Genomic DNA, 21,323 nt, shown 5'->3' with positions numbered 1-21,323 from the left:
CCATCCGTAATAACCATCGCCACTTCTCCAATCCACCCAAGCCGGTCCCCAGGTGGTATCAGGTAACCAGATCCATTGCCTGTAACTGTTAACTACCCAACGGCCATAGTGGAAAGGTGCCCAGCCCCAATCGTAATTAGAAACCCAGGTATTTCCGTATTCTGTCATTGCCCAACGTCCGTTTGAATAGTATGGACGGAAATCGCTTTGGTCTACATCGGGGCGCCAAACGTAACCATATTGTGGATCCTGGATCCAGGTGCCATAAGGCGAAAGTTCGTCGTAAAATGTCTGTAAAGAAATATTGCCAGTGCTGTAACCATCATCCTGGTAATCGTTTTGATAGCCTTGTGCCCTGACAAGGGTTGTGGTTCCGGCAAGGAGCCCAAAGAGCCCCAGCACAAGTGCCGTAGTTTTCAGTGTTTTCATTTGTGTGTTTTATTTTAATAACCTAATCTGTGTGTATCAATTAGAGAACCAAAAATTTAGAAGGTTTAATATGCAAGCATAGTTTTTATGTTTTCCTGCAAATATTGCCTTGCAGGGCATATTTAACTAATATTTAACGTTTTAAGCGCGTTTTAATTGTGCAGAAAATAAGTCAGTTAGAAATAAAATTTGCTACACCTTTGCTTCTAAAAGAGATTATATTGCGGGTACCCTAAACTTTAGAACTTAAATTCTATTTATTGTGAGTATTTTTGTAGCATGCAAAAAGGCAATTTATACCTTATTCCCGTACCATTGGCCGAAGAGGTAGCACACAAAACGTTTACCCCTTACCTGGTTGATACGATTAACCAGATTGATACCTACATTGTAGAGAACAGTAAAACTGCACGCCGGTTTTTAAAGGAGGCAGGTTTAAAAACCCCACAGAAAGACCTGATTGTGCACGATTACGGCAAACATAACCGTACCGATTTAGGTCAGTTTTTTGTTGAACTCGCCGCCGGAAAAGATGTTGGCTTAATGAGTGAGGCCGGTTGCCCGGGTATTGCCGATCCGGGAGCGGATATTGTTGCCGAAGCGCATAAACGCGGAATTAAGGTTGTGCCATTGGTAGGGCCTAGTTCGATATTGCTGGCTTTAATGGCTTCGGGTTTTAACGGACAGAGTTTCGCATTTTGGGGATATTTGCCCATTGATAAGGAACAACGTACCAAGAGGATTAAAGATCTGGATTTATCGGCCAGCCGTTATAAACAGACGCAGATTTTTATCGAAACCCCCTTCCGCAACAACCAACTTTTCGAAGAGGTATTAAAGAGCTGTAAGCCTAATACACAGGTTTGTGTGGCCAGTAACCTTACTGCCGAAGATGAATTTATTAAAACGCAAAGTGTTTACAACTGGCGCAAAGAAGAGATAGACCTGCATAAGAAACCTACTATATTTTTGTTGTATTAAAAAGGGTTCATTCGTTCACTTGTAATTAGTTCATTGGTGGTTAACTGTTTAAATTGGTTAACTGGTTAATTGACCAATGGTTCATTGTTTAGCATACTTCAGAACCCTACCAACTATTTATATCCATAGAATAAACTTTGTGTCTTCGTGCCTTTGTGCCTTTGTGGTGAAAAAATGCCCCATTAGTCAATATTGAAAGAAAATCAAAACTTATCTAAATTCCATTGGTTGTTATTATAACGCTCTGCAATTTATTCACTAATTTTTATCGTTATGAAAAATACAGGCACACCAAAAAACAACGCAACGGTTCAGGGCAGTTCGATAGCAGACCGGGCCAATCATGATTTTAAAACTGATAAAAAAATCCAGGGGATTACCAATGGTGGAGGTCAACGTTCTGACCAGACTTCTAATAAGGACAATCAGCGGAAATACGATAACAAGAAATAATAAAAAAGGTGATGATCTCCCGTGATCATCACCTTTTTTATGCTTATTCTGCTTTGTGCATTGGATAATAGCCTTCGGTAGCAATGATATATATTGTACCTTCTACCGATGGAAGTTTAGGAAGTGCAAAATTTGAAATCCCATCGCCTCCATACCTCGTTTTCAATATAGAAAACAACTTGATATTTTTGGTGATTGATAACAGTGCGCCATCGCATACTTCAAACCCTTCTGGGGCATAATCGCCGGAAAAAAGGGTTATAGTCCCTAGCATTGAATTCATAGTGTGTTTATTTAGTTTTTCAACTGCTAAAATAAACAACTTGATTTTATTTCGCCATTACATTATAAAAGTTATAATCCGTCATAGGTGCTCCGGTAATACCCAAATTATGGCATATGGTAATAATCTGACCCCTATGATAAGTACTGTGGTTAAAAACGTGCAGTACATATTCGAAATTCTGGAAATCGGATGTAAACCAGGGGCTCTGGATCTCTGTTGTTTCATTAAACCGATCTTCGCCGATTGCGGTAACATAAACCGCCAGGTTTTCTGACTGTTTTAACAGGGAATCAAAAATATCATTCAGGCTTCCATATTCACGGAATTCGAATTCGGTTTTTGCCAGGATAGAATACCAATATTCCTGCGCTTGTAAAATGTGGGCGAGCGTTAATTTTACACTTTTAAAACTCGACAACACTTCTTGCTCCAATAATTGCTCCGGATGCTTTTTTAACCAGTTTACCAGGATTAAATTTGCCCAGAAATTATAGTTTGCATAATTTTTCATTAAATAAACAAGAGAAGTTTCTTCCATTGTTTCTGCGAATAATTGTTCCTGTACCATGTCTTTTTGTTTTAGTTATACAAAGAAAATACAGGCTACTGACAACCCTATGGCAGTGTAAAAATAAGACCGAAAATATTTTTTTTATCTCTTTTCAACATCGATTTATTTTAACAAAATGCGAGCATCAACTCCGGTTTAACAAAAAAATTATCTTTTAAAACAGATTGTTGATGTAAATTTTTAAATACATTTATCATTTTAAACAACTACAATGAATACTAATTAAGTTTTCGTGTAAAATTCCGCTAACAGTAAAATTTTATGTAACACGTTCTGTTACATTTGTTTCATCAGCTCTTAAGGATTAACTAACCTAAACTTCATGAAAAAAAACCTAAAAAGAATCGCAATCGTTGCGATGGTTGCACTGGTAATAGCAGCCTGTAAAAAAAACCAGGAATCGTCACAAGCAGAGCCACAGGAAACGGTAAAAAATGCCGACAAAGTTTTACAGTACATTAAGGACCTCGGCTTCCCTGCATCAAGTATCGTAGATAACGGAAATGAATTTGTTGTAGAGGAAGATATTCTATTTCCTAAAGACATGCAGATACCAGCCGGTGGCGTTGGTACAAAAATCGAACAATATTATACCGGTAGTATTGTAAGCGCTACAAAAAAGTTGAATATCAGGATTTTTGTAGATCCATCCATGACATCCATGAGCAGCGAGATCAATAGTGCAATTGCCCAATGGAACGGTGTACCAAATTCGACCTTGCGTTTTAGCATTGTAACTACGGCCCCTTACGATATTTTAATTAAAGATGAGGCTTTAGCTGCGCCTCCGGGATTTGTAACCTGCGGACAGGCCCAATTTCCATCGGGAGGAAGTGCAGGAGCGCTAGTACGTATCAACAAAACAGCTATAGCAGGTAATTCTTTTGCACAGCGTGCAAGAACCATTTGCCATGAATTTGGTCATTGCATTTCTTTCAGGCATACCAACTGGTCTGCCCAAGGTGAATCAACGGCAACAAATGTACCTGGCGTACCTGGAACCGATGCCTCATCGCTGATGAACGGTGGCCAATGTAATTCGGGAGCAACCGTATTGTCGCAAAAAGATAAAGACGCAACAGCAGCCTTATATTAACCCAAAATAATCAATTAACCTAAACCAAATCCTTAACCAGTTGAAGATAAGCTTGGGTGCCTAAACGGTACCTGAGCTTATTCTTTGGCTAATGAGATGATGTCTTTACCCTCCACAATCCGTTTTTCATCATTATGGCTTAAGGTATTGATCATTGCCTGGCCCAGTTCGGCCATGGTACAAAAACCATTTCGATAAATGGCCCTTCCAATGGGAAATAGCCAGTTAATGTACCTATAGAATTTGTGCGCATATTTCTGCCCTGGCAGCGGTTTAATAAAACCCGGCCGGAAGTTAAAAACCTGTTCGAAAGGCAATTTCATTAAATCATTTTCTGTTTTACCTTTTACCTGTGCCCATTTTAACCGTCCGTTTTCGTTGGTTCCCCCGCCCGAAACATAACAAAAGGTCATGTCGTTATTGAGCTTGCTTAATGTTTCTGCAACATGCATCGTTAAGGTATAGGTCATCTTGTAATAAGCATCCGGATCAACACCTACCGAAGTAATGCCCAGGCAAAAGAAACAGGCATTATAACCGGCAAGCTGATCTTCTATTCCCGAAAAATCGAAAAAATCGGCATGGATAATCTCTTTTAATTTTGGATGTGTATAACCACATGGTTTGCGGTTAATTACCAGAACACTGTTAATTTCGGGACTATTAAGGCATTGCATCAGTACCCCTTCGCCAACCATTCCGGTAGCACCGGTAATGATAACATTATTCTGATCTCTGGTTTTTCCCATTGTAAGCTGCTTTAATAATTTAAACGAATGTAAGTTAATCTTTGTTTGTTGAATAAGTTTACGATGGATTTCTTTCTAACTGTTTTATAGAGAAGAGCGGATATTTTTCATGATAAATTATTTATATTTAAGAAAATAGCGATATGATGAGTCAAAATCTACCAGGCATTAAAATAATAGTGCTTACCTGTTTATTATTTATCTCCGGCCGGCTATTCGCACAGCATGAATTAAGCCCCAAACAAACCTACCCTGATTTATTTGAGCGCGTTCAGCTGGCAAGAATTTATCCCGACAGTAAATCTTTTGCTGATGCCATTCCAAAAAAGCAACCTTCAGAAATCATGAAGGCTTATCATACATTAAAAAACAATCAAAATTTTAACCTGAAGGCATTTGTAAATGAATACTTTAACATGCCAGAGAGCCACCATGCGGCCTATCAATCGGATATCAGCGCGGGTATTGAAAAACATCTGGATACCCTGTGGACCGTTTTAAAAAGAGATCCGGATACTGTTTCCACTTATCACACTTCGTTACTCCCATTACCAAAGCCTTATATTGTTCCTGGTGGCCGGTTTAGGGAAATTTATTACTGGGATTCTTATTTTACCATGCTTGGCCTGCAAAAAGCAGGCAGAACAAAAACCATAAAAGACATGGTTGATAATTTTGCCTACCTCATCAATAAATATGGCTTTATTCCCAACGGAAACCGTACTTATTACTTAACACGTTCGCAGCCACCGTTTTTTGCCGCTATGGTTCAGTTGCTTACCCAGCACAATAAGGAAGTAAAGCTTGCAGATTATAAAGATGCTCTGGAAAAAGAATACAGTTTCTGGATGAAAGGGGTTGGCCAGCTGGGCAAGGGCAAAGCTATAAACCATGTGGTAAAATTAAGTGATGGCACTATTTTAAACCGTTATTATGATGCAGGCAATCAACCCCGCGAAGAATCGTACAGGGAAGATTTTGAAGCGGCAAAATTAACCAAACAGGTTCCGGCTACTTTTCTTAGAAATGTACGTTCGGCTGCAGAATCGGGCTGGGATTTTAGTAGCAGGTGGTTTGCCGATGGTAAAAGTTATAACCAGATTATCACCACCGATTTGCTTCCGGTTGATTTAAATACGTTATTATATAACCTAGAAACAACCATTGCAGCAGCCAACATGGAGATAGGTGATAAAACAAAAGCCAACTTATTTAAACAAAAAGCTGATCAGCGTAAATCAGCTATCCTAAAATACTTCTGGAACAAAAAGCAGGGCTTTTTTACCGACTATAACTGGAAAAACCGGTCATTGTCTAATCAGCTCACGCTTGCGGCGGCATTCCCGCTTTATTTTAAACTGGTAACACCAGCGCAGGCCAAAGCTTTTAAAGAAAAACTGGAAAAGAATTTCCTTAAACCAGGTGGATTGATTACCACATTAAGTACCACAAAAGAACAATGGGACGCGCCAAATGCATGGGCACCGCTCCAATACATCAGTATTACCGGCTTGCGCAATTATGGTTATGATAAACTGGCCGATACCATTAGTACCAGGTGGATAAACCTTAATATTTCGGTATTTAAGGAAACTGGAAAATTGATGGAGAAATATAATGTGGTGCAACCGAACAGCAAAGGAGGAGGTGGGGAATATCCACTCCAAGATGGCTTTGGTTGGACAAACGGCGTACTTTTAAAGCTGATGAAAAAATAATTAGCATTAGCAGCTTATAGTATTTACTGCGGATACAGAAAAAGGGGAGTCTATTTTTAAAACCTGACTCCCCTGGTTATGGCGATTATCGAACTGTTTATGATCAACCGTTAGTTGCCGACCGAAAAAGTTTTCCGCTCTGGCCCTACGCCAGTAATTTTTAACGATTTCCACTTTGCGGGCAAAGTTCCTGGCAACTGGATGATACCTTTGTTTGTAATATCGAGCCCGCCGAATCCCATTAACACGCTTTGCAGTACGCCACCTGCGCCTGTTGCAAAATAGGGATTTGTGCCTCCCTTGGTTTCGGCAATTACCCTGAACGGCGGATTTAAATTGGGTTGATAAGCTTCGCAAAAATAGCGGTATGCTTTTTCGGCATTACCGGTACGGGCATAAAGAAGTGCAAATATAGCATGCGTCATTGCAGGCGTACCCTCATCAGGAACCCGGGTTTCGTAATAACTTAAATCTTTCGCGATCTGGCTTTTATCGGTTATTGTTTTTAAAGGATAAGCCAATAGGTTTACATCGGCCTGTTTAATCCCTTCGCCGTTATAACTTGCGTGTTCTTTGGTTACCCCATCTGGAAAATTTAAGATCGGGATATTTTTTTCAACCAGATCCCAATCTTTATTTTGGGGCAAGCCTAATACCGCAGCTGCGAGATTGGCATTTTTAAGGTTTAATTTTGCTGCAGCATTGGTAAAAGCGTTATTGTCTACATTTTCGGCCCATTCGTCGGCAGCTACCACATTTTTGATATCAAACCGGCCTGCGCCATTTCTTTCTACCCTACTTGCCCAAAAGTCTGCTGTTTCTGATAAAATTGGCCATCCTTTTTCTTTAAGCCAGTTTTTATCCTGGGTAACACAGTAATAATTCCACGCTGAAAGGGCAACATCTGCAGAGATATGGTGCTCAAAAGGGCCACTTAGTGCCCAAACAGGTGTTTCTTCTACTCCCGAATCGGCACTTTCCCAAGGGTACATGGCACCTTTATAACCATGGGCAAAGGCATTCCGCTTTGCAGGGGCCAAACGCCCAAAACGGTACTCAATTAATGATTTCGCAATATCGGGATGAAGTACCAGTAGGGCCGGGAACATCCAAAGATCGGTATCCCAGAAAACGTGTCCGTTATAACCCAGTCCTGATAATCCCATTGGCGAAAGTGAATACGAAGTTCCGGCCCTCGAAAAAGAAGTAAGGTGGTAAAGCATGCTGTGAACATCCTGTTGTGCCTGCGGATCACCAGTTATCTGGATGTCCGATTTCCACAGTTCATCCCACGCGGAATTATGGAACTTGATCAGCCGATCGTGACCTTCAAGTTTTGCAAAAATGGTCATTCTTTCTGCCTCATTAAGCGGATCGGCATGCTGTGCAGAACTAATGGTGCTTCCAACAACTGAATAGGTATAACTTTCGCCAGCTTTTAAGCTTTTGCTAAACTTCATTAAATGGCTGTTGTTATCCCACATTTCGTGTATAATTTTAGGCTCGTTGCCATGCTGCTCAGTAAACAGAAAACTATTTGATGCACAAAGCTGCAGTTTGCCGGCCGGGCTTTTTGCCGTTGAGGTAAGCAAACTTAAGGTAACATGCGGGCGGTCTATCTCGTTATAATAATTTTCGACGTCTCTCAGCGCATCTGGGGTTTCCATTACACTCGCGGCAGTAAGTTTTAAATCTTCATTGGCCGTAACCGTTACATCCATTAATACGGTAAAGGGCAGATGCCTAAGCGCATAATAGGTATATTTTATGTTCGCTTTTTTTCCGTACTGTAACTGTGTGGTAAAGGCTGCGTGCCGCATATCCAATTGCTGTTGCATGCTGCCTGTATTCTGCCCATCCAATCTTTTTCCATCAATTTCGATGTACATATTCAATAGGTTAAATCCGTTCAGGAAATTACTCACCCTGCCTCTGCCATAGGTATCGTAAGCACCCGCCAGCACTACATTTTTCACCTTAAATGGCTGTGGCGAAGAAACAATCCCAATTATTCCGTTAGCAGCAGTAATTCCGAAATATTTATCGGGATCTATTTTATCTGCGATTATTTTCCATGGATCCTGTGCATTTGCCAACAGATGACCAAAGAGGATCATAAAAAACAGTATTTCTTTTTTCATTGATATTGGACTAGATAAAATCGATTATATAAAAAAACAGAGGCTGAACCGAAATAAATGTATTCATGATTGCAGCCTCTGTTGAAGATCCAAAATATTAATATCCGGGGTTTTGTATCAGGTTTGGATTACCCAATTGATTGTCGGGAACCGGGAAAAGCAGGTATTTGGCTTCACTTGCAGGTTTCTCCTGCCATGCAGCAAGAAATTTCCCAAAACGGATTAAATCCTGTCTTCTAAAACTTTCCCAATACAACTCACGGCCACGTTCATCGAGTAGGATATCCAATGTTAAACTTGGCAAAATTGAAGCACCCCTCACGGTTCTGATCGAATTTACGATGGTTAAGGCCGGTGCAGGCTGCGATGTGCGTAACTGGGCTTCGGCTTTCATTAAGAGCACATCTGCATAGCGGAAATAAACCCAGTCATTATCTGGTTTTTTAGACCCAGAGTTGGCATAATCAATTGGATATTTAATTACGCGTATACCAGCCACCTCTAAATGGTTGGGATCTCTTTCGATAATGCTTACCTCTGGTGTAAAAGCTAAAGGGTTGCCTTTACGATCTTTTAAGGCCACTCCATTCTGGTTTACCTGCTGACCAACCAAAAAGCCAACCCTTACACCAGCAATATTGGTTTGACCGGCATAAGATCCGCCTCTTCTTTTATCAGCGGCTTCAAATTTTGCATAGAAGTTAGATAGGGTAGAAAAACCATTATAGCCACTTGGATCCTGGTTATAGTGTGTGGTACATTTCCATTGACCATCTAAATCGCTACCGCTTACACCACCTAAATTTTGTGCTGTAAAAATATTTTCGGTTGAAAGCACATCGTTTGTTGGTGCAAAATTATCGAAATAGTTAGGTGTGAGTACATAACCGCCCGCAGCAATTTCATCCGCCAAAGAAATTACCTTGGCCATATCAGTTGCATCGAAAGTTGGTGTGTTACGGTTTAAGAAAGCACCTTTGTTGAGGTAAATTTTCATTAAAAGCGTTCTGGCAGCATTTTTATTGGCAACGTTTGCCGGTCCGGTAGGAAGATCGGGGATGATAGCCGTTAATTCGCTGATGAGGTAGGCAATTTCATCAGCTGCATTTCTCACACGTGATGGTTTGGTAACACCTTCTCCCGGATCCCTATACGGAACCTGCCCCCATCCATCTAAAATGGAAAACTGGGCAAATGCACGTAAGAAACGGGCCTGTGCAGCCTGACCAGCATTGGGGCTCGCATTTAAAACACTTGTTGCCACATAAGAGATGCTGTTTAAATCCCTAAAAACATCCGAGATACGGGTATGATCCGGGGCCCATTTATGTAGGTGAAGCGCCCGCCAAGCACCATTATCATCCCAATCGCCAGCGCGTGTAGGTACAATAATCTCGTCTGATGTAACCTCCTGTAGTGCTGCCCAGTTCCAGGGTGCCTGGTAAGGTCCAATCATTGCGGCATAAGTGGCCCCTAATACTCCTGCAACATTATTTGATGATACTGCTCCACTGCCAACCTGGCCATTCAGGTTTTCATCCAGCTTGGTACAGCCCGAAAAACTCAAGGCAACCACAGCAAAAGTGAAAATATATTTATTTTTCATGTTATTATAGTTAAAAGATTAAAGGGAAAAATTAACACCAAAATTGAAGGTTCTTGCCGTTGGATAAGCCGTATAATCTATACCTGCTGACGGAACCCCACTTACACTTTTGTTCACATTCACCTCTGGATCAAAACCGGTGTATTTGGTAATTACGAACAAATTCTGACCGTTAACATAAACATTGAGCGACTTTATTGATTTACCTATATTGCCAACATTATAGTTAAGCGTGGCATTGGCTAATTTTAAGTAGTTGCCTTTTTCAATATACCTTGATGAAGCGGCAATTGGATTAGCCAGCGACTCCTGGATAGGTGAGTTGATCAAAGCGGCAAAAATATTCCGCTGCGCGCCGAGATTTGATATCGCCAATACCGAGTTTGCGGTGTTGTTATAAATATCCTGACCAAATGAACCGTTAAAGTTTGCTGTTAACGAGAACTTCTTATACCTTAAATTTGTACTTAAACCCAAAATTACCTTCGGATTGGGATTACCTACATAATACGCGGTAAAACCATCATCAGTATATTTCGAAAATCCACTTGCATCCAAACCATTATACTGGCGGGTAACCATGGCGAAAAGCGGCAGTCCATTTTGGATCACCTCGGTGGTTACACCACTCAAACCCTGTCCGTTTAGCGAGCCTGTTTTAATAATGCCATTAATATTCTGTACTTTATTATTGATAAAAGTAGCATTACCACCTAAAGACCATGTAAGGTTATCCTGATCGATAACTGTACCGTTCAAGGTCAATTCCAGTCCTTTATTGATAATCTGGCCTGGTAAATTTACCCAGGTAGGTACATTACCCCCAACTGCCGGAGAAAATGCAATCTGTGGAAATAATAGATCGTTGGTTGTTTTGTTGAAATAATCGATCGATCCTGTTAACCTGTTTTTAAACAATCCGAAATCGATACCCACGTTAAACTGTTTATCAGACTGCCATTTTAAATCTGCATTTTCGTTATTGATCGGGGTTAAGATGGGCGAACCGTTCGCATTTCCAAAATCGTAGCGGAGCTGCGCTGAGCCTGAAGGAAAATCCTGATTACCGGTTTTACCATAACCTACACGTAGTTTTAGCTGATCCAGCCATTGTATATCAGACATGAAACTTTCTTTTCTAATGTCCCAGGCAGCTGCAAAAGAAGGGAAATAACCATAACGGTTTGATTTACCGAATTTGGTAGAACCATCTGCCCTGAAAGTAGCAGTTAAGATATACCTGTTATCGTAATTAAAAATTGTCCTGGCAAAATACGACTGCAATTCTGTTGTAGGATTGTTGAAAGTAGAAAAGGTACGGTTAGCTGGTGCTGTGGTTTGAAAGGCATCGGTATAATCGGCAGCAATATCGCCAAAACCAGTTGCCGTATTGGTTGCTCCTTTGTTGATAAAGTTCGAATATTCGTAACCTAAAATGGCATTCAGGTTCAGTTTACTCACAATTTCCTTGTTAAAATTTAAGGTATTGGTAAACTGCTGCGTAATCAATTCGTTGTTGGAATAACTTGCATAACCGCCAAGAAAAGTTCCTGAAGGCTGTATACCCTGCAGGTTTAAGGTACTTCTGGTAGAAGCCCTTCTTATACCTGTGCTGTAATTTACACTGGCCAGCATGCGGTACTCTAACCAGGGCGTAATTTTATAATATGGCGAAACACTTCCCAAAATGGTGGAAACCTTCGACTTATCGCTATTTGCGGCCAAAGCTGCCAAAGGATTAATCGTGGTAGACCCATAATCTATAAATAAACTTCCATCGGGATTGTAAAAAGATTGCGTAGGGTTCCACGATAGCGCCTGCGAAATCAAACTTCCTGTAAAACCTGCATCAGTGGTAATGGGGGCTACACTTTCTAAGTATTGACTACTGATCATGTTAATATCAAGACCCAGTTTTTTGCTTTCGAGAAATTTGAAATTGCCGTTAAAACCAGCACTGTATTTTTTAAAATCGGTTGTTTTGATAATACCCTGCTGATCCTGATAACCCAGTGAAGCGCGGAAAGTGTTGCCATTGGTACCACCACTTATACCAACCGAGTAATTCTGGTTATAGGCTGTTCTGGTGATTGCATCCAGGGCATCAACACTGGTACCGAAATTACCGGTTGTGAGGTTGTATTTTGATAATGCGGCACGGTATTCATCCCCTGTTAAAACATCAACTTTTTTGGCAATATTGCTTATACCTGCAGAAGCACTTACATCAATTTTGGTTTCTCCCGATTTTCCTCTTTTAGTCGTAATCAAAACAACACCATAGGCAGCCCGTGAACCATAAATCGCCGTGGCCGATGCATCTTTCAGTATTTCCATCGATTCGATATCAGCCGGATTAATGAAGTTTAGCGGGTTGCCATCGGGAGCTGTACCGATACCGGCACTGGTTGATGGCCTGGCCGATCTTCCATCAAGCGCTACCCCATCCACTACATAAAGGGGTTGCCCTGTTCCGGTAATGGCAGAATTACCCCTGATGCGAACGGTAGAAGCACCCCCTGGCTGACCACTGTTATTGATCATCTGCACGCCGGCAACTTTACCCTGGATTAACTGATCAGGGGCATTTAGCGGGCCTTTGTTAAAATCTTTAGCCGATACCGTTGTTGAAGCGCCGGTTAAATCATTTTTCCTTACCGACGCATAACCGATAACCACAACGGCCTCAAGGTTATTGAGCGAACTTAAAGTAATGTTAAGCAAAGTTTGATTATTGATACTTACCGTTTGCGGTTCGTAGCCAACAAAGCTAACTGTTAAGCGGGCCGTTCCTGTAGGGGCCGTAATCTGATATTTCCCTTCTGCATCACTCTGTGTTTTGGTACTTGTACCCGTTACCTGAATAGTTGCACCGGCTAATGGTGTTTTATCGCTATCATATATTATGCCTTTTACCGTAGTTTGGGCAAAAGCCACCGTGCTGAATAAAAGCATCAGGAGACTTAAACTTATAAAGTTCTTTAATAAATACAATTTCTGTTTTAAGGATAAAACAGAACAATTGTCTGGTAAAGTAATGTTCATAGTTGATTTAATTAATTGGTTAGAAAATAGGTTTAAAAGGGTATTGGTTTAATACTTAGGGTGGGATCTGTTTCATGGTTTTTCAGTTTTTTTATGTTCGTGTGAGTTGATTATTTATAAAGCGGATAGGGCTTCTCGATTTTATTCTTTGCTATTAAAAGCGCATGGTCAATACTATCTTCAATGCATTTACCCTGTATAAAATGTGTTAAAAAACCTGCCCAAAAGGCATCGCCGGCACCGGTTACACCAATTACCGATTCAACTTTGAGCGCCGGCTTATGCTGCCATTGATGATTTTGTGTCTTAAACCAAACACCATCTTTACCACAGGTAAGGCATATCACTTTTGCATTTAAATGATCTAACCATTGCATTGCCTGCTCGATACCCAATTGCAGACCGGTAAAACGTTCCAGATCATCGGTACTTATTTTTAGCAGCACATTGAACCTGTTTAGTTTTCTGAATATATCCTGTCCATCATCCCCGTTCCAGATGGATGGTGCATAATTCCAGTCAACCGATAAATATTTACCCAGCTGGTGGGCTTTTTCAAAAGCATGTAGAATATTGCTTCGTGCCGGTTCTTTGCTCAATGCGAAAGCGGTGGTATGCAGGATACCACAGGCCGAAATGATGTTTTCATCCAGTCTTTTAATTACCATATCGGCACTTCGGTAAGCAATAAAATCGGGTGTTTCAGTGTTTTTACCCACCAGTACAATACTGGTTTTTCCGTAAGCAGTGCGGCTTATATAGGTATCAGCTATCCCAACAGCTTTTAATTCATCAATGAGATAAGTACCCAGATTATCGTTACCTACCGTAGCAATAAGCTCGGCATCGATACCCAACCATTTTAAATTGGCACATAAATTGGCTGAGCTTCCGCCCTGGCTGACCAAAAAGCGCGATGGCGATGCAAGAGAATCTATATTGCCTTCGGATATGATATCAGCAAGGAGTTCTCCCACTACTAAAACTTTTTTTTCTGCTATATTTTCCATAGGCCGGGTAATTTAAAATGTAAAGAGTTTGGTAAATGCATCATTTTTAATGGCCTGCTCGGCAATTACGGCTCCCGCAGCACTCCATGTACAATTAGGGATGCCACAGGGCAATTGATTTGTACCATTAAGGCACTCATTAAATAAATCTTCCCTGCTGTTGGCGCGATGGATATCAGCAGTAATTTTAACCGCCATTTCATACTCATGGTGATGGTTTAATGCTGCAGCGAGCCAGCCGTTCCAAACCGGCCATAAGCCCCCGTTATGAAAATAACCGGGTTTGTTACGGAATGAATAGGCATAGTTATTTTTCAGCTCGGCCATATCGCTATCACCGTATTCAATTGTTGGATGAAAAGAAGGGACTAATCCCCGATTATTATTGTACAGTGCTTTTACGTAACCTATGGTATTGTGGTTCTGTTCTTCATTGCCCAAACCGAGCAATAAACAAAAGCTATTGGCCTGAAGATCGAAATAATGATAAACCCTCGCAGGATTAAAGCCCATTAACCAAAACTGCGGAGAAACGGCCTCTAACTGATGAACAAGATTGGGCGAATAAAGCTGCTTTTGCGCTGTATTTTTCCAATAATTTAATTGTATGGCATTGCTGATGTTCAGCGCTTTTTCGCTCCAGCCCTTATTTTCTGATAAGGTTGACGCCAATTTTAAGGCCCAAAGCCGTAAAAGTTGATCGAAAAGAATGTATCCGTGCTGGATAAATTCATCTGCCCAATCTCCGCTCTGCGGAACATAAATTAAATGTTTACCATTAAACTCCCAGGCATCCATTACCCTAAAGCATTGCTGGGTTTGATGTGCGTATTTCTTCCAAAGGGAATCATCACCCGTTAAAATGGTGTAGGCAGATAAGCCGATTATTGCCCAAGATGGGTTGTCGGCCCGACCCGATGTACCTCCAAAACTTACCGAGCCATCGTTTGGCGAAACGTTGGAGGGCATAAAACCGCTTTCGTGCTGGTGGTAAAAAATCGTTTCGATGGTTAATTTAGCGGTACTGATAAGCGCTTCATTTCCGCTTAACAAGGCCGCTATACTCGTAATTACCCCGTCTCTTGTCCACACACGTTTATAATTATCCTGTTCCTCTACCGCAGCCACAAAACCAAAAGGTGTTGATGCGCGGGCCATCAGGTTTAGTGCCTGTTCATATCCGTTCTGGTTAAGCATGGGCAGTACCTCCTATATCGCGTTTGTTGATCAATGAAACCATTATGCCTGCTACAATAATCAGCCCGCCGGCAAACAGGATGGCGTTTTCGGGCTTATGCCCCAAAAAATACCGGTACACATATTTAAATGTAATGGTTTCTAAAAGCATGGGCAGCACAATAAACATATTTAGGATGCCCATAAAAATGCCGGTTTTTGCTTTAGGTATACTTCCGGCAAGCATGGCATAAGGAGTACCCATCATGCTCGCCCAGGCAATGCCCAAACCGATAATGGGTATAAACAATAAAACTGTTGTGTGGATTAGGGGCAAACAGGCCAAACAGATACCCCCTATTAATAAACTGGTAAGGTGCACTTTTTTTGCCGTTACTTTTCTGGCGAAATAAGCAAGCGGAAAAGCGACCATAAAGGTAACCACATTATAACCGCCATTTACGGTTCCGGTTAAAAGCTGCGCCGAAGCAAAACCATCAGATGCTGCACTACTGGTATTGTAAATGGTTTTTGCCAAACAAAGGGTTACAAACTGCCAGTAAACAAACATGCCGTACCAGTTAAAAAGGTAAACCAGACCCAATTTTTTCATCGTTATGGGCATTACTTTAAAGGCCTCGATAATATCTTTAAAAATATTAGTGATGCCCCTGGGCATGGCTTTAACTTTTTCAATTTCTTCGGGGCTTAACGGCGTTTCTTTCGTGGTAAAACAGCTGTACATAATAGAGCCGATAGATACCGCCCCACCGATAAAAAATGCCGCGTAGGTGGTATACGGAATGTTGTTGCCACTGCGCGAATGTATGCCGATTAAACCTGCGGCAATCAAAATGCCCGGAGTAAGATTGGCAAGTGTAATACCCAGACCAGTGAAAAAGCTTTGTGTTAAAAAACCGAGGGCATGCTGCTCTGACGGGAGTTTATCGCTAACAAAGGCCCGGTAAGGCTCCATTGTAATGTTGTTACCCGCATCAAGTATCCATAAAATTCCGGCAGCCATCCATATCGAACTGCTGTAGGGCATGGCAAATAAACAGATGCTGCATATAATGGCCCCAATTAAAAAATATGGTCTTCTACGTCCAAATTTACTGGTCGTTTTATCGCTCATGGCACCAATTATCGGCTGGATGATCAATCCCGTCATTGGTCCTGCGAGGTTTAACAGCGGAATCTGATCTGCATTTGCGCCCAGGTACGAATAAATTGGGGTCATATTGGTCTGTTGCAGACCAAAACTATACTGGATACCGAAAAAACCTAGATTCATGGCTATTATTGAGCCAAAGTTTAGCTTAACTGCTGATGAAATACCCTTGTTTTTTTCTGCTTGTGCAACAATCATATCAGGCTTTGTTAAGTTTATAAACAATGGCCTGCCAAGGCTTCAGATTTAATTTGTTGTTTGCAATACCCACCGTTCCGCTGTAGTTGTTGATGAGCGTTTTTGCAGAAAGCGTACTGATACTTTTATCCAGCAGGTAAGTGGTTTCCTTATCCGAAAAGTTTAAAACAACCAGCACTTTTTCTTTCCCAAGGCTTCGGGTATAACAGTACACCTTTGGGTTTTCGAGATCAAAAACTTTATAACTACCGTAAACCAGTACCCGCGACGCTTTTCTTAAAGCCACTATCTTTTTAAAATAAGAAAGCTCGCTTGCCGGATTTTTTTCCTCGGCAGCTACATTTACTTCTTTATAATTGGGGTTTACTTTAATCCACGGTATGCCGGTGGTAAAACCTGCATTTAATGTTGCATCCCACTGAAAAGGGGTGCGTGTATTATCCCTCGAAATAAATTTCTGTTTATCCATAAAGGCCTGCAAATCTTCATTTTTGGCCTGCGCATTTTTATAGGCATTTATGGTTGCGATATCGCGGTAATCTTCAATATTGTTAAACCTGATATTGCTCATGCCCAGTTCGTCGCCGTTAAAATAATAGGACGTTCCCCGCATGGTCATAACCAGTGTAGTTAACAGTTTGGATGAGGCCGTGCGGAAAGATTCGCTGTCATTTCCATATTTGCTTACCATACGGGGTACATCGTGGTTGGCCAGAAATATAGCGAGCCAACCCTTATCGGCAAACGAGTGGTCCCATTTGGTAAATGCCTTTTTCAGATCAGGGAGTTTATAACCTCTGGGATCGTTCCCGATATCCATGATCTCAAAATGATAGGCCATATTTAACTCCTGTCTATTTGCATCAACAAGCGAATGTGCATCTGCCAGCGTACTTCCCGCTCCTTCAGCCACCGTCATGATGTTGTACTTACTTAAAACAGTACTGTTCATTTCCTTTAAATATTTATGGAGGTTTGGTCCCATTCCATAATATTTGATGATGTTTTTCTCATAACCTTCGGGATATTTTTTCCAGGTGGTATCTTTCGAAACGTACTGGAAAGCATCCATCCTTAAGCCATCAATTCCTTTATCCAGCCAAAATTTCATCATGTTGTAAACTTCATTCCTCAGCTTTTCATTTTCCCAGTTTAAATCGGGCTGTTTTTGAGAGAAATAGTGGAGATAATAAGATTTTGTACCAGCTTCATATTTCCAGGCATCGTTATTTACATCAAAAAAGCTGTAACGTGGGGTAGGTTTGCCTTTTTCTTCGGGCCACCAGTGGTAATAATTGTGGTAGGGATTGCTGCGCGATGATTTGGCCTGTTTAAACCACTCGTGCTCATCACTGCTGTGGTTAAGCACCATATCCAGCACCAGTTTAATATTTCTTTTGTGCAGGCCCTTAAGCAGTTCATCAAAATCCTGCATGGTGCCAAATTCTTTCATGATGCTACGGTAATCGCTGATATCGTAGCCATTATCATCATTTGGCGAGGCAAATATCGGATTAAGCCATACCGCATCAATCCCCAGGCTTTTTAAATAATCCAGCTTTGAAATAATCCCACGTAAATCGCCCACACCGTCTCCATCACTATCTTTAAAACTGCGTGGATAAAGTTGATACACTACCGCTTCCTTCCACCAGGCAGGTTTGTTCGTTTTGTTGTATACCTTATTTTTAGAAACAGGCTGCGCATGGCCGGCAATGAAAGAAAAAAGAAGACTTAAAATGATAAACGGTTTCAGGGATCTCATATTTTTAGATACAACACGCCACACCCCAAATAAATGGGAGCCCTGCATATTGTGCTTTAGTTTAGTATTTGGTTAATGTAATGATGAACTGGCAATGCAGAACATTTAATTCTACACACCTCATCAGTTTAATAATATGAAGATAAGTTTATAAATTGTTTAAAACCATACAAACTAACTAATTATGACCGCAAACGTTTGCGGAAACATTTGCGGAAATGTTTGTTGTGGAAAACTTATATTTGGGTAACCAAATATTAAACCATGAGACAGAACGCAACTTTAAAGAGGATTGCCGAAAGGTTAAACGTAAGTATATCAACGGTTTCGAGGGCACTGAAAAACCATCCAGACATTTCTGACGAAACAAAAAAAAAGATAAATGAGCTGGCCGAGTTGCTAGAGTACGACCCAAATCCTTATGCGGTTAACCTGCGTACACACAGCAGCAGGGAGTTTGCGGTGGTTGTTCCAAGTTTATCAAACTTTTTTTACCATTCTTTTATCAGTGCGATTGAAGAAGATGCACGTATTTTTGGATATACAGTAATCATCTACCGTTCGTCAAACGATCCGGCAATTGAACAGGAGATTTTAAAAAGTTGCAGGCACAAAAGGGTTTCGGGAATATTTATTGCCATAACTTCAGAAACAAAAGAGATAGAACCTTTCCTTAAATTGGATTTACAGGGCATTCCGGTCGTTTTTTTTGATAAGGTACCACAATACGAATCGTGTAACAAAATCTGTGTTGGCGACGCACATGCGGCAACCATTGCGGCAAATGAAATATTAAAAAAGGGGATTACAAATGTTCTGGCCATTTTTGGTGATAAAAACATGTCGATTACACAGGTAAGGCTGCAAAAATTTACCGAAATTGTTTCGGGCCATGTAGAATTAAAGATTGTACATGCCGGCAGTTCGGAAGAAGCAGAGCAAACTACCTTAACAATAATCCCCGAATTTGGAAAAAAACGTTTTGCTGTTTTTTGCATGAGCGATGAGATTTTGGCTGGGGCAATGAAAGCCATCCAGCGGATGGGATTAAAAGCACCTGATGACCTGGGGGTAATATGTATAAGCGATGGAATGATACCACTACTTTTCTACCCCGAAATTACCTATGCAGAAACAAGCGGCTTTAAGTTGGGCAAACTTGCCTTCGGCAGGATGATGAGGTGCATTGCCGGAAGTTCTTTTGCACAGACCATTATTGATGAATCAATATTAATCGAAGGCGGATCTATATAAACATTTAAAAATAAGCGGCTGTATTTTTACAAAAACAATACAGCCGCTTAAAAAATTATCTTGCTGAAGGGCCTTTCATCTGGTAATCCTTCGGCGGCTCTGCGCCTAAAAGATGTTGTACAAAATAATCCCAACGGCGGCGCATCATATATGGCGAATAAGCACCGTAACCATGTGCACTGTTCGGAAAGATAACAAGATCGAAAGATTTGTTAGCTTTCTCCAATGCTTCTACAACTAACAGGGTATTATAAGGCGGTACGTTATCATCCATCATACCGTGTACCAACATCAGTTTCCCTTTAAGGTTTTTAGCATAATTTTGGTTGGCCTGCGCTTCGTAATCCGAATTTTCTACCAAACCGTTATAACGTTCGCCCCAATCATCCTCATAGTTTCTGTTATCGTGGTTCCCTGACTCTGAGATACCTACTTTAAAGAAATCAGGGTAACGGAACATGGCCGCAGCAGTGGCAAAACCACCACCTGAATGTCCCCAAATGCCCACTTTTGTGGTATCGATAGGGTATTTTGCAGCAAGCTGTCTGATGGCGGCAATCTGATCAGGCAAAGTATTTTCGGCCATGTTGCCATAGCTCATATCGTGAAAACTTTTAGAACGGTCGGGGTTACTGGTTCCTTCGATCACCACTACGATAAAGCCCAGTTCAGCAAGCGATTGGTTATCCCCACGCGAAGCTGCGAATGCCCAGCTGCCAACGCTTCCACCCTGTGGACCTGGGTAAATATAATCGATAACCGGATATTTTTGATTAGCATCCATTTTCGTTGGTGTAAAAACCAACCCATAAATATCGGTTTTACCATCTTTGGCTTTAAGTGAAACCGGGGTTGGTGCTTTCCAACCGGTTGCAGTTAAGCGCGAAACATCGGTTTTTTCCAAAGTATTGATCAGTTTCCCATCGATGCTCCTTAATACGGTAACCGCTGGTACATCCGGCTGCGAATAACTATCAACAAAATATTTGAAAGATGGAGAAAATACCACCTGATGATTTCCCTGTTCGGGGGTTAAAAGGGTTAAATTTTTCCCGTCGAAACCAATTTTATACAGGTAACTGAAGTAAGGATTTCCTTTTTCGCGTCCGTTGGCATAGAAATATAATGTACGGGCTTTTTCGTCAACTTTAACCAAGCGCGAAACCACAAAATCGCCCTTGGTGATCTGGTTCTTCACTTTTCCATTTGTAGCGTCGTATAAATAAAGATGCCCCCAGTTATCCCTTTCGGAGTACCAGATAATTTCTTTTGATTCCGGAAGATAGCGCCAGTTAATCGCTCCCTGACCAGATTCGAACTGTGTTTTTACCGTTTCTTCGAAAACTTCCCTTACCGCGCCTGTTGTAGCGTTGGCAATGCGGAATTTCTCATTTTTATGATCGCGCGAAGTAGAAAGGAAAGCTACCTCCGATCCATCGGTTTTCCAATCAATATCATCAAAAGTACCGCTGCTCGAAATATCATCGCTCAAAGTTGCGCGGTGCGGATCGGCAGGAATATTTAGTGAAATTACTTTCGGGTTTTCTACATCAATAATCACCCTTCTGATGGTTGCAATCTGTTTATCACCAGGTAATGGGTATTTCCATGCTTTTAATACCGGTGCCCCAACATTAGTGGTAACAAGGTACATATCTTTCGAATTGCGTTGAT

At 41.2% G+C, this 21,323-nt stretch carries 17 protein-coding genes; 5 read left to right on the top strand and 12 right to left on the bottom strand.

What is annotated here, in order from left to right; genetic code table 11:
* Positions 1 to 429, bottom strand: a 429-nt coding sequence (locus B2V92_RS14470; RefSeq protein WP_349681435.1) for a DUF6600 domain-containing protein, incomplete at its 3' end; no start/stop codon positions are given.
* 279 nt (positions 430 to 708) lie between these two features.
* Here B2V92_RS14470 and B2V92_RS14465 point away from each other — a divergent pair.
* Complete coding sequence (locus tag B2V92_RS14465) at positions 709 to 1,410, top strand: SAM-dependent methyltransferase (RefSeq protein WP_293309319.1); 702 nt, start codon at positions 709 to 711, stop codon at positions 1,408 to 1,410.
* A gap of 273 nt (positions 1,411 to 1,683) precedes the next feature.
* A complete protein-coding gene (locus B2V92_RS14460; protein ID WP_293309317.1) occupies positions 1,684 to 1,863 on the top strand; it encodes a hypothetical protein in 180 nt (59 codons plus the stop codon).
* 43 nt (positions 1,864 to 1,906) lie between these two features.
* On the opposite strand, the gene B2V92_RS14455 is transcribed toward B2V92_RS14460, so the two are convergent.
* Both B2V92_RS14455 and B2V92_RS14450 read right to left on the bottom strand, forming a co-directional pair.
* Positions 1,907 to 2,146, bottom strand: a complete 240-nt coding sequence (locus B2V92_RS14455; protein ID WP_293309315.1) for a phage tail protein — start codon at positions 2,144 to 2,146, stop codon at positions 1,907 to 1,909.
* Between the two features lie 46 nt (positions 2,147 to 2,192).
* Positions 2,193 to 2,717, bottom strand: coding sequence for a DinB family protein (locus tag B2V92_RS14450; protein ID WP_293309314.1), 525 nt, complete (start codon positions 2,715 to 2,717; stop codon positions 2,193 to 2,195).
* A gap of 325 nt (positions 2,718 to 3,042) precedes the next feature.
* On the opposite strand from B2V92_RS14450, the gene B2V92_RS14445 reads away from it, so the two are divergent.
* Positions 3,043 to 3,816 (top strand): M57 family metalloprotease, encoded by a 774-nt coding sequence (locus B2V92_RS14445; protein WP_293309313.1) that lies wholly within the window; start codon positions 3,043 to 3,045, stop codon positions 3,814 to 3,816.
* Between the two features lie 77 nt (positions 3,817 to 3,893).
* Here the strand turns inward: B2V92_RS14445 and B2V92_RS14440 are convergent, their stop codons facing one another.
* On the bottom strand, positions 3,894 to 4,565 hold the full coding sequence (locus tag B2V92_RS14440; protein WP_293309312.1) for an NAD-dependent epimerase/dehydratase family protein: 672 nt from the start codon (positions 4,563 to 4,565) through the stop codon (positions 3,894 to 3,896).
* A gap of 143 nt (positions 4,566 to 4,708) precedes the next feature.
* Here B2V92_RS14440 and treF point away from each other — a divergent pair, with 143 nt between their 5' ends.
* Positions 4,709 to 6,283, top strand: coding sequence for an alpha,alpha-trehalase TreF (gene treF / locus B2V92_RS14435; protein WP_293309311.1), 1,575 nt, complete (start codon positions 4,709 to 4,711; stop codon positions 6,281 to 6,283).
* A 110-nt stretch (positions 6,284 to 6,393) separates the two neighbouring features.
* Here treF and B2V92_RS14430 read toward each other — a convergent pair whose 3' ends face one another.
* The 7 genes from B2V92_RS14430 to B2V92_RS14400 all read right to left on the bottom strand — a co-directional run bounded on the left by B2V92_RS14430 (position 6,394) and on the right by B2V92_RS14400 (position 18,395).
* The gene (locus B2V92_RS14430; RefSeq protein ID WP_293309310.1) at positions 6,394 to 8,424 is read right to left on the bottom strand and encodes a glycoside hydrolase family 65 protein; all 2,031 of its coding nucleotides are present in this window, start codon (positions 8,422 to 8,424) and stop codon (positions 6,394 to 6,396) included.
* Positions 8,425 to 8,521: 97 nt separating this feature from the next.
* A complete protein-coding gene (locus tag B2V92_RS14425; protein ID WP_293309309.1) occupies positions 8,522 to 10,030 on the bottom strand; it encodes a RagB/SusD family nutrient uptake outer membrane protein in 1,509 nt (502 codons plus the stop codon).
* Positions 10,031 to 10,048: 18 nt separating this feature from the next.
* On the bottom strand, positions 10,049 to 13,075 hold the full coding sequence (locus tag B2V92_RS14420) for a SusC/RagA family TonB-linked outer membrane protein (RefSeq protein WP_293309308.1): 3,027 nt from the start codon (positions 13,073 to 13,075) through the stop codon (positions 10,049 to 10,051).
* 110 nt (positions 13,076 to 13,185) lie between these two features.
* On the bottom strand, positions 13,186 to 14,085 hold the full coding sequence (locus tag B2V92_RS14415; protein ID WP_293309307.1) for a carbohydrate kinase family protein: 900 nt from the start codon (positions 14,083 to 14,085) through the stop codon (positions 13,186 to 13,188).
* Between the two features lie 12 nt (positions 14,086 to 14,097).
* Positions 14,098 to 15,282: a glycoside hydrolase 100 family protein gene (locus tag B2V92_RS14410; RefSeq protein ID WP_293309306.1), complete on the bottom strand. Its 1,185-nt coding sequence runs from the start codon at positions 15,280 to 15,282 to the stop codon at positions 14,098 to 14,100.
* Positions 15,275 to 16,630, bottom strand: coding sequence for an MFS transporter (locus B2V92_RS14405; protein ID WP_293309305.1), 1,356 nt, complete (start codon positions 16,628 to 16,630; stop codon positions 15,275 to 15,277). Before B2V92_RS14405 ends, B2V92_RS14410 begins: the two co-directional genes overlap by 8 nt.
* 1 nt (position 16,631) lies before the next feature.
* Complete coding sequence (locus B2V92_RS14400) at positions 16,632 to 18,395, bottom strand: glycoside hydrolase family 13 protein (protein ID WP_293309304.1); 1,764 nt, start codon at positions 18,393 to 18,395, stop codon at positions 16,632 to 16,634.
* Between the two features lie 264 nt (positions 18,396 to 18,659).
* Here B2V92_RS14400 and B2V92_RS14395 point away from each other — a divergent pair, with 264 nt between their 5' ends.
* Entirely contained in the window at positions 18,660 to 19,649 is a 990-nt protein-coding gene (locus tag B2V92_RS14395; RefSeq protein WP_293309303.1) for a LacI family DNA-binding transcriptional regulator, read from the top strand.
* A gap of 55 nt (positions 19,650 to 19,704) precedes the next feature.
* On the opposite strand, the gene B2V92_RS14390 is transcribed toward B2V92_RS14395, so the two are convergent.
* Positions 19,705 to 21,323, bottom strand: a 1,619-nt coding sequence (locus tag B2V92_RS14390; protein ID WP_293309302.1) for a S9 family peptidase, incomplete at its 5' end; no start/stop codon positions are given.

This window comes from Pedobacter sp. UBA5917 (genome assembly GCF_002432345.1).
GTDB lineage: Bacteria > Bacteroidota > Bacteroidia > Sphingobacteriales > Sphingobacteriaceae > Pedobacter.
Note: the sequence above shows the minus strand (reverse complement) of the source record. Positions and strands in the feature narration are given on the sequence as shown.

Excerpts from the sequence above, each read along its gene's own strand:
- B2V92_RS14465 (WP_293309319.1), top strand. The coding sequence starts at position 709 with ATGCAAAAAGGCAATTTATACCTTATTCCCGTACCATTGGCCGAAGAG.
- B2V92_RS14460 (WP_293309317.1), top strand. The coding sequence starts at position 1,684 with ATGAAAAATACAGGCACACCAAAAAACAACGCAACGGTTCAGGGCAGT.
- B2V92_RS14455 (WP_293309315.1), bottom strand. The coding sequence starts at position 2,146 with ATGAATTCAATGCTAGGGACTATAACCCTTTTTTCCGGCGATTATGCC.
- B2V92_RS14450 (WP_293309314.1), bottom strand. The coding sequence starts at position 2,717 with ATGGTACAGGAACAATTATTCGCAGAAACAATGGAAGAAACTTCTCTT.
- B2V92_RS14445 (WP_293309313.1), top strand. The coding sequence starts at position 3,043 with ATGAAAAAAAACCTAAAAAGAATCGCAATCGTTGCGATGGTTGCACTG.
- B2V92_RS14440 (WP_293309312.1), bottom strand. The coding sequence starts at position 4,565 with ATGGGAAAAACCAGAGATCAGAATAATGTTATCATTACCGGTGCTACC.
- treF (WP_293309311.1), top strand. The coding sequence starts at position 4,709 with ATGATGAGTCAAAATCTACCAGGCATTAAAATAATAGTGCTTACCTGT.
- B2V92_RS14430 (WP_293309310.1), bottom strand. The coding sequence starts at position 8,424 with ATGAAAAAAGAAATACTGTTTTTTATGATCCTCTTTGGTCATCTGTTG.
- B2V92_RS14425 (WP_293309309.1), bottom strand. The coding sequence starts at position 10,030 with ATGAAAAATAAATATATTTTCACTTTTGCTGTGGTTGCCTTGAGTTTT.
- B2V92_RS14420 (WP_293309308.1), bottom strand. The coding sequence starts at position 13,075 with ATGAACATTACTTTACCAGACAATTGTTCTGTTTTATCCTTAAAACAG.
- B2V92_RS14415 (WP_293309307.1), bottom strand. The coding sequence starts at position 14,085 with ATGGAAAATATAGCAGAAAAAAAAGTTTTAGTAGTGGGAGAACTCCTT.
- B2V92_RS14410 (WP_293309306.1), bottom strand. The coding sequence starts at position 15,282 with ATGCTTAACCAGAACGGATATGAACAGGCACTAAACCTGATGGCCCGC.
- B2V92_RS14405 (WP_293309305.1), bottom strand. The coding sequence starts at position 16,630 with ATGATTGTTGCACAAGCAGAAAAAAACAAGGGTATTTCATCAGCAGTT.
- B2V92_RS14400 (WP_293309304.1), bottom strand. The coding sequence starts at position 18,395 with ATGAGATCCCTGAAACCGTTTATCATTTTAAGTCTTCTTTTTTCTTTC.
- B2V92_RS14395 (WP_293309303.1), top strand. The coding sequence starts at position 18,660 with ATGAGACAGAACGCAACTTTAAAGAGGATTGCCGAAAGGTTAAACGTA.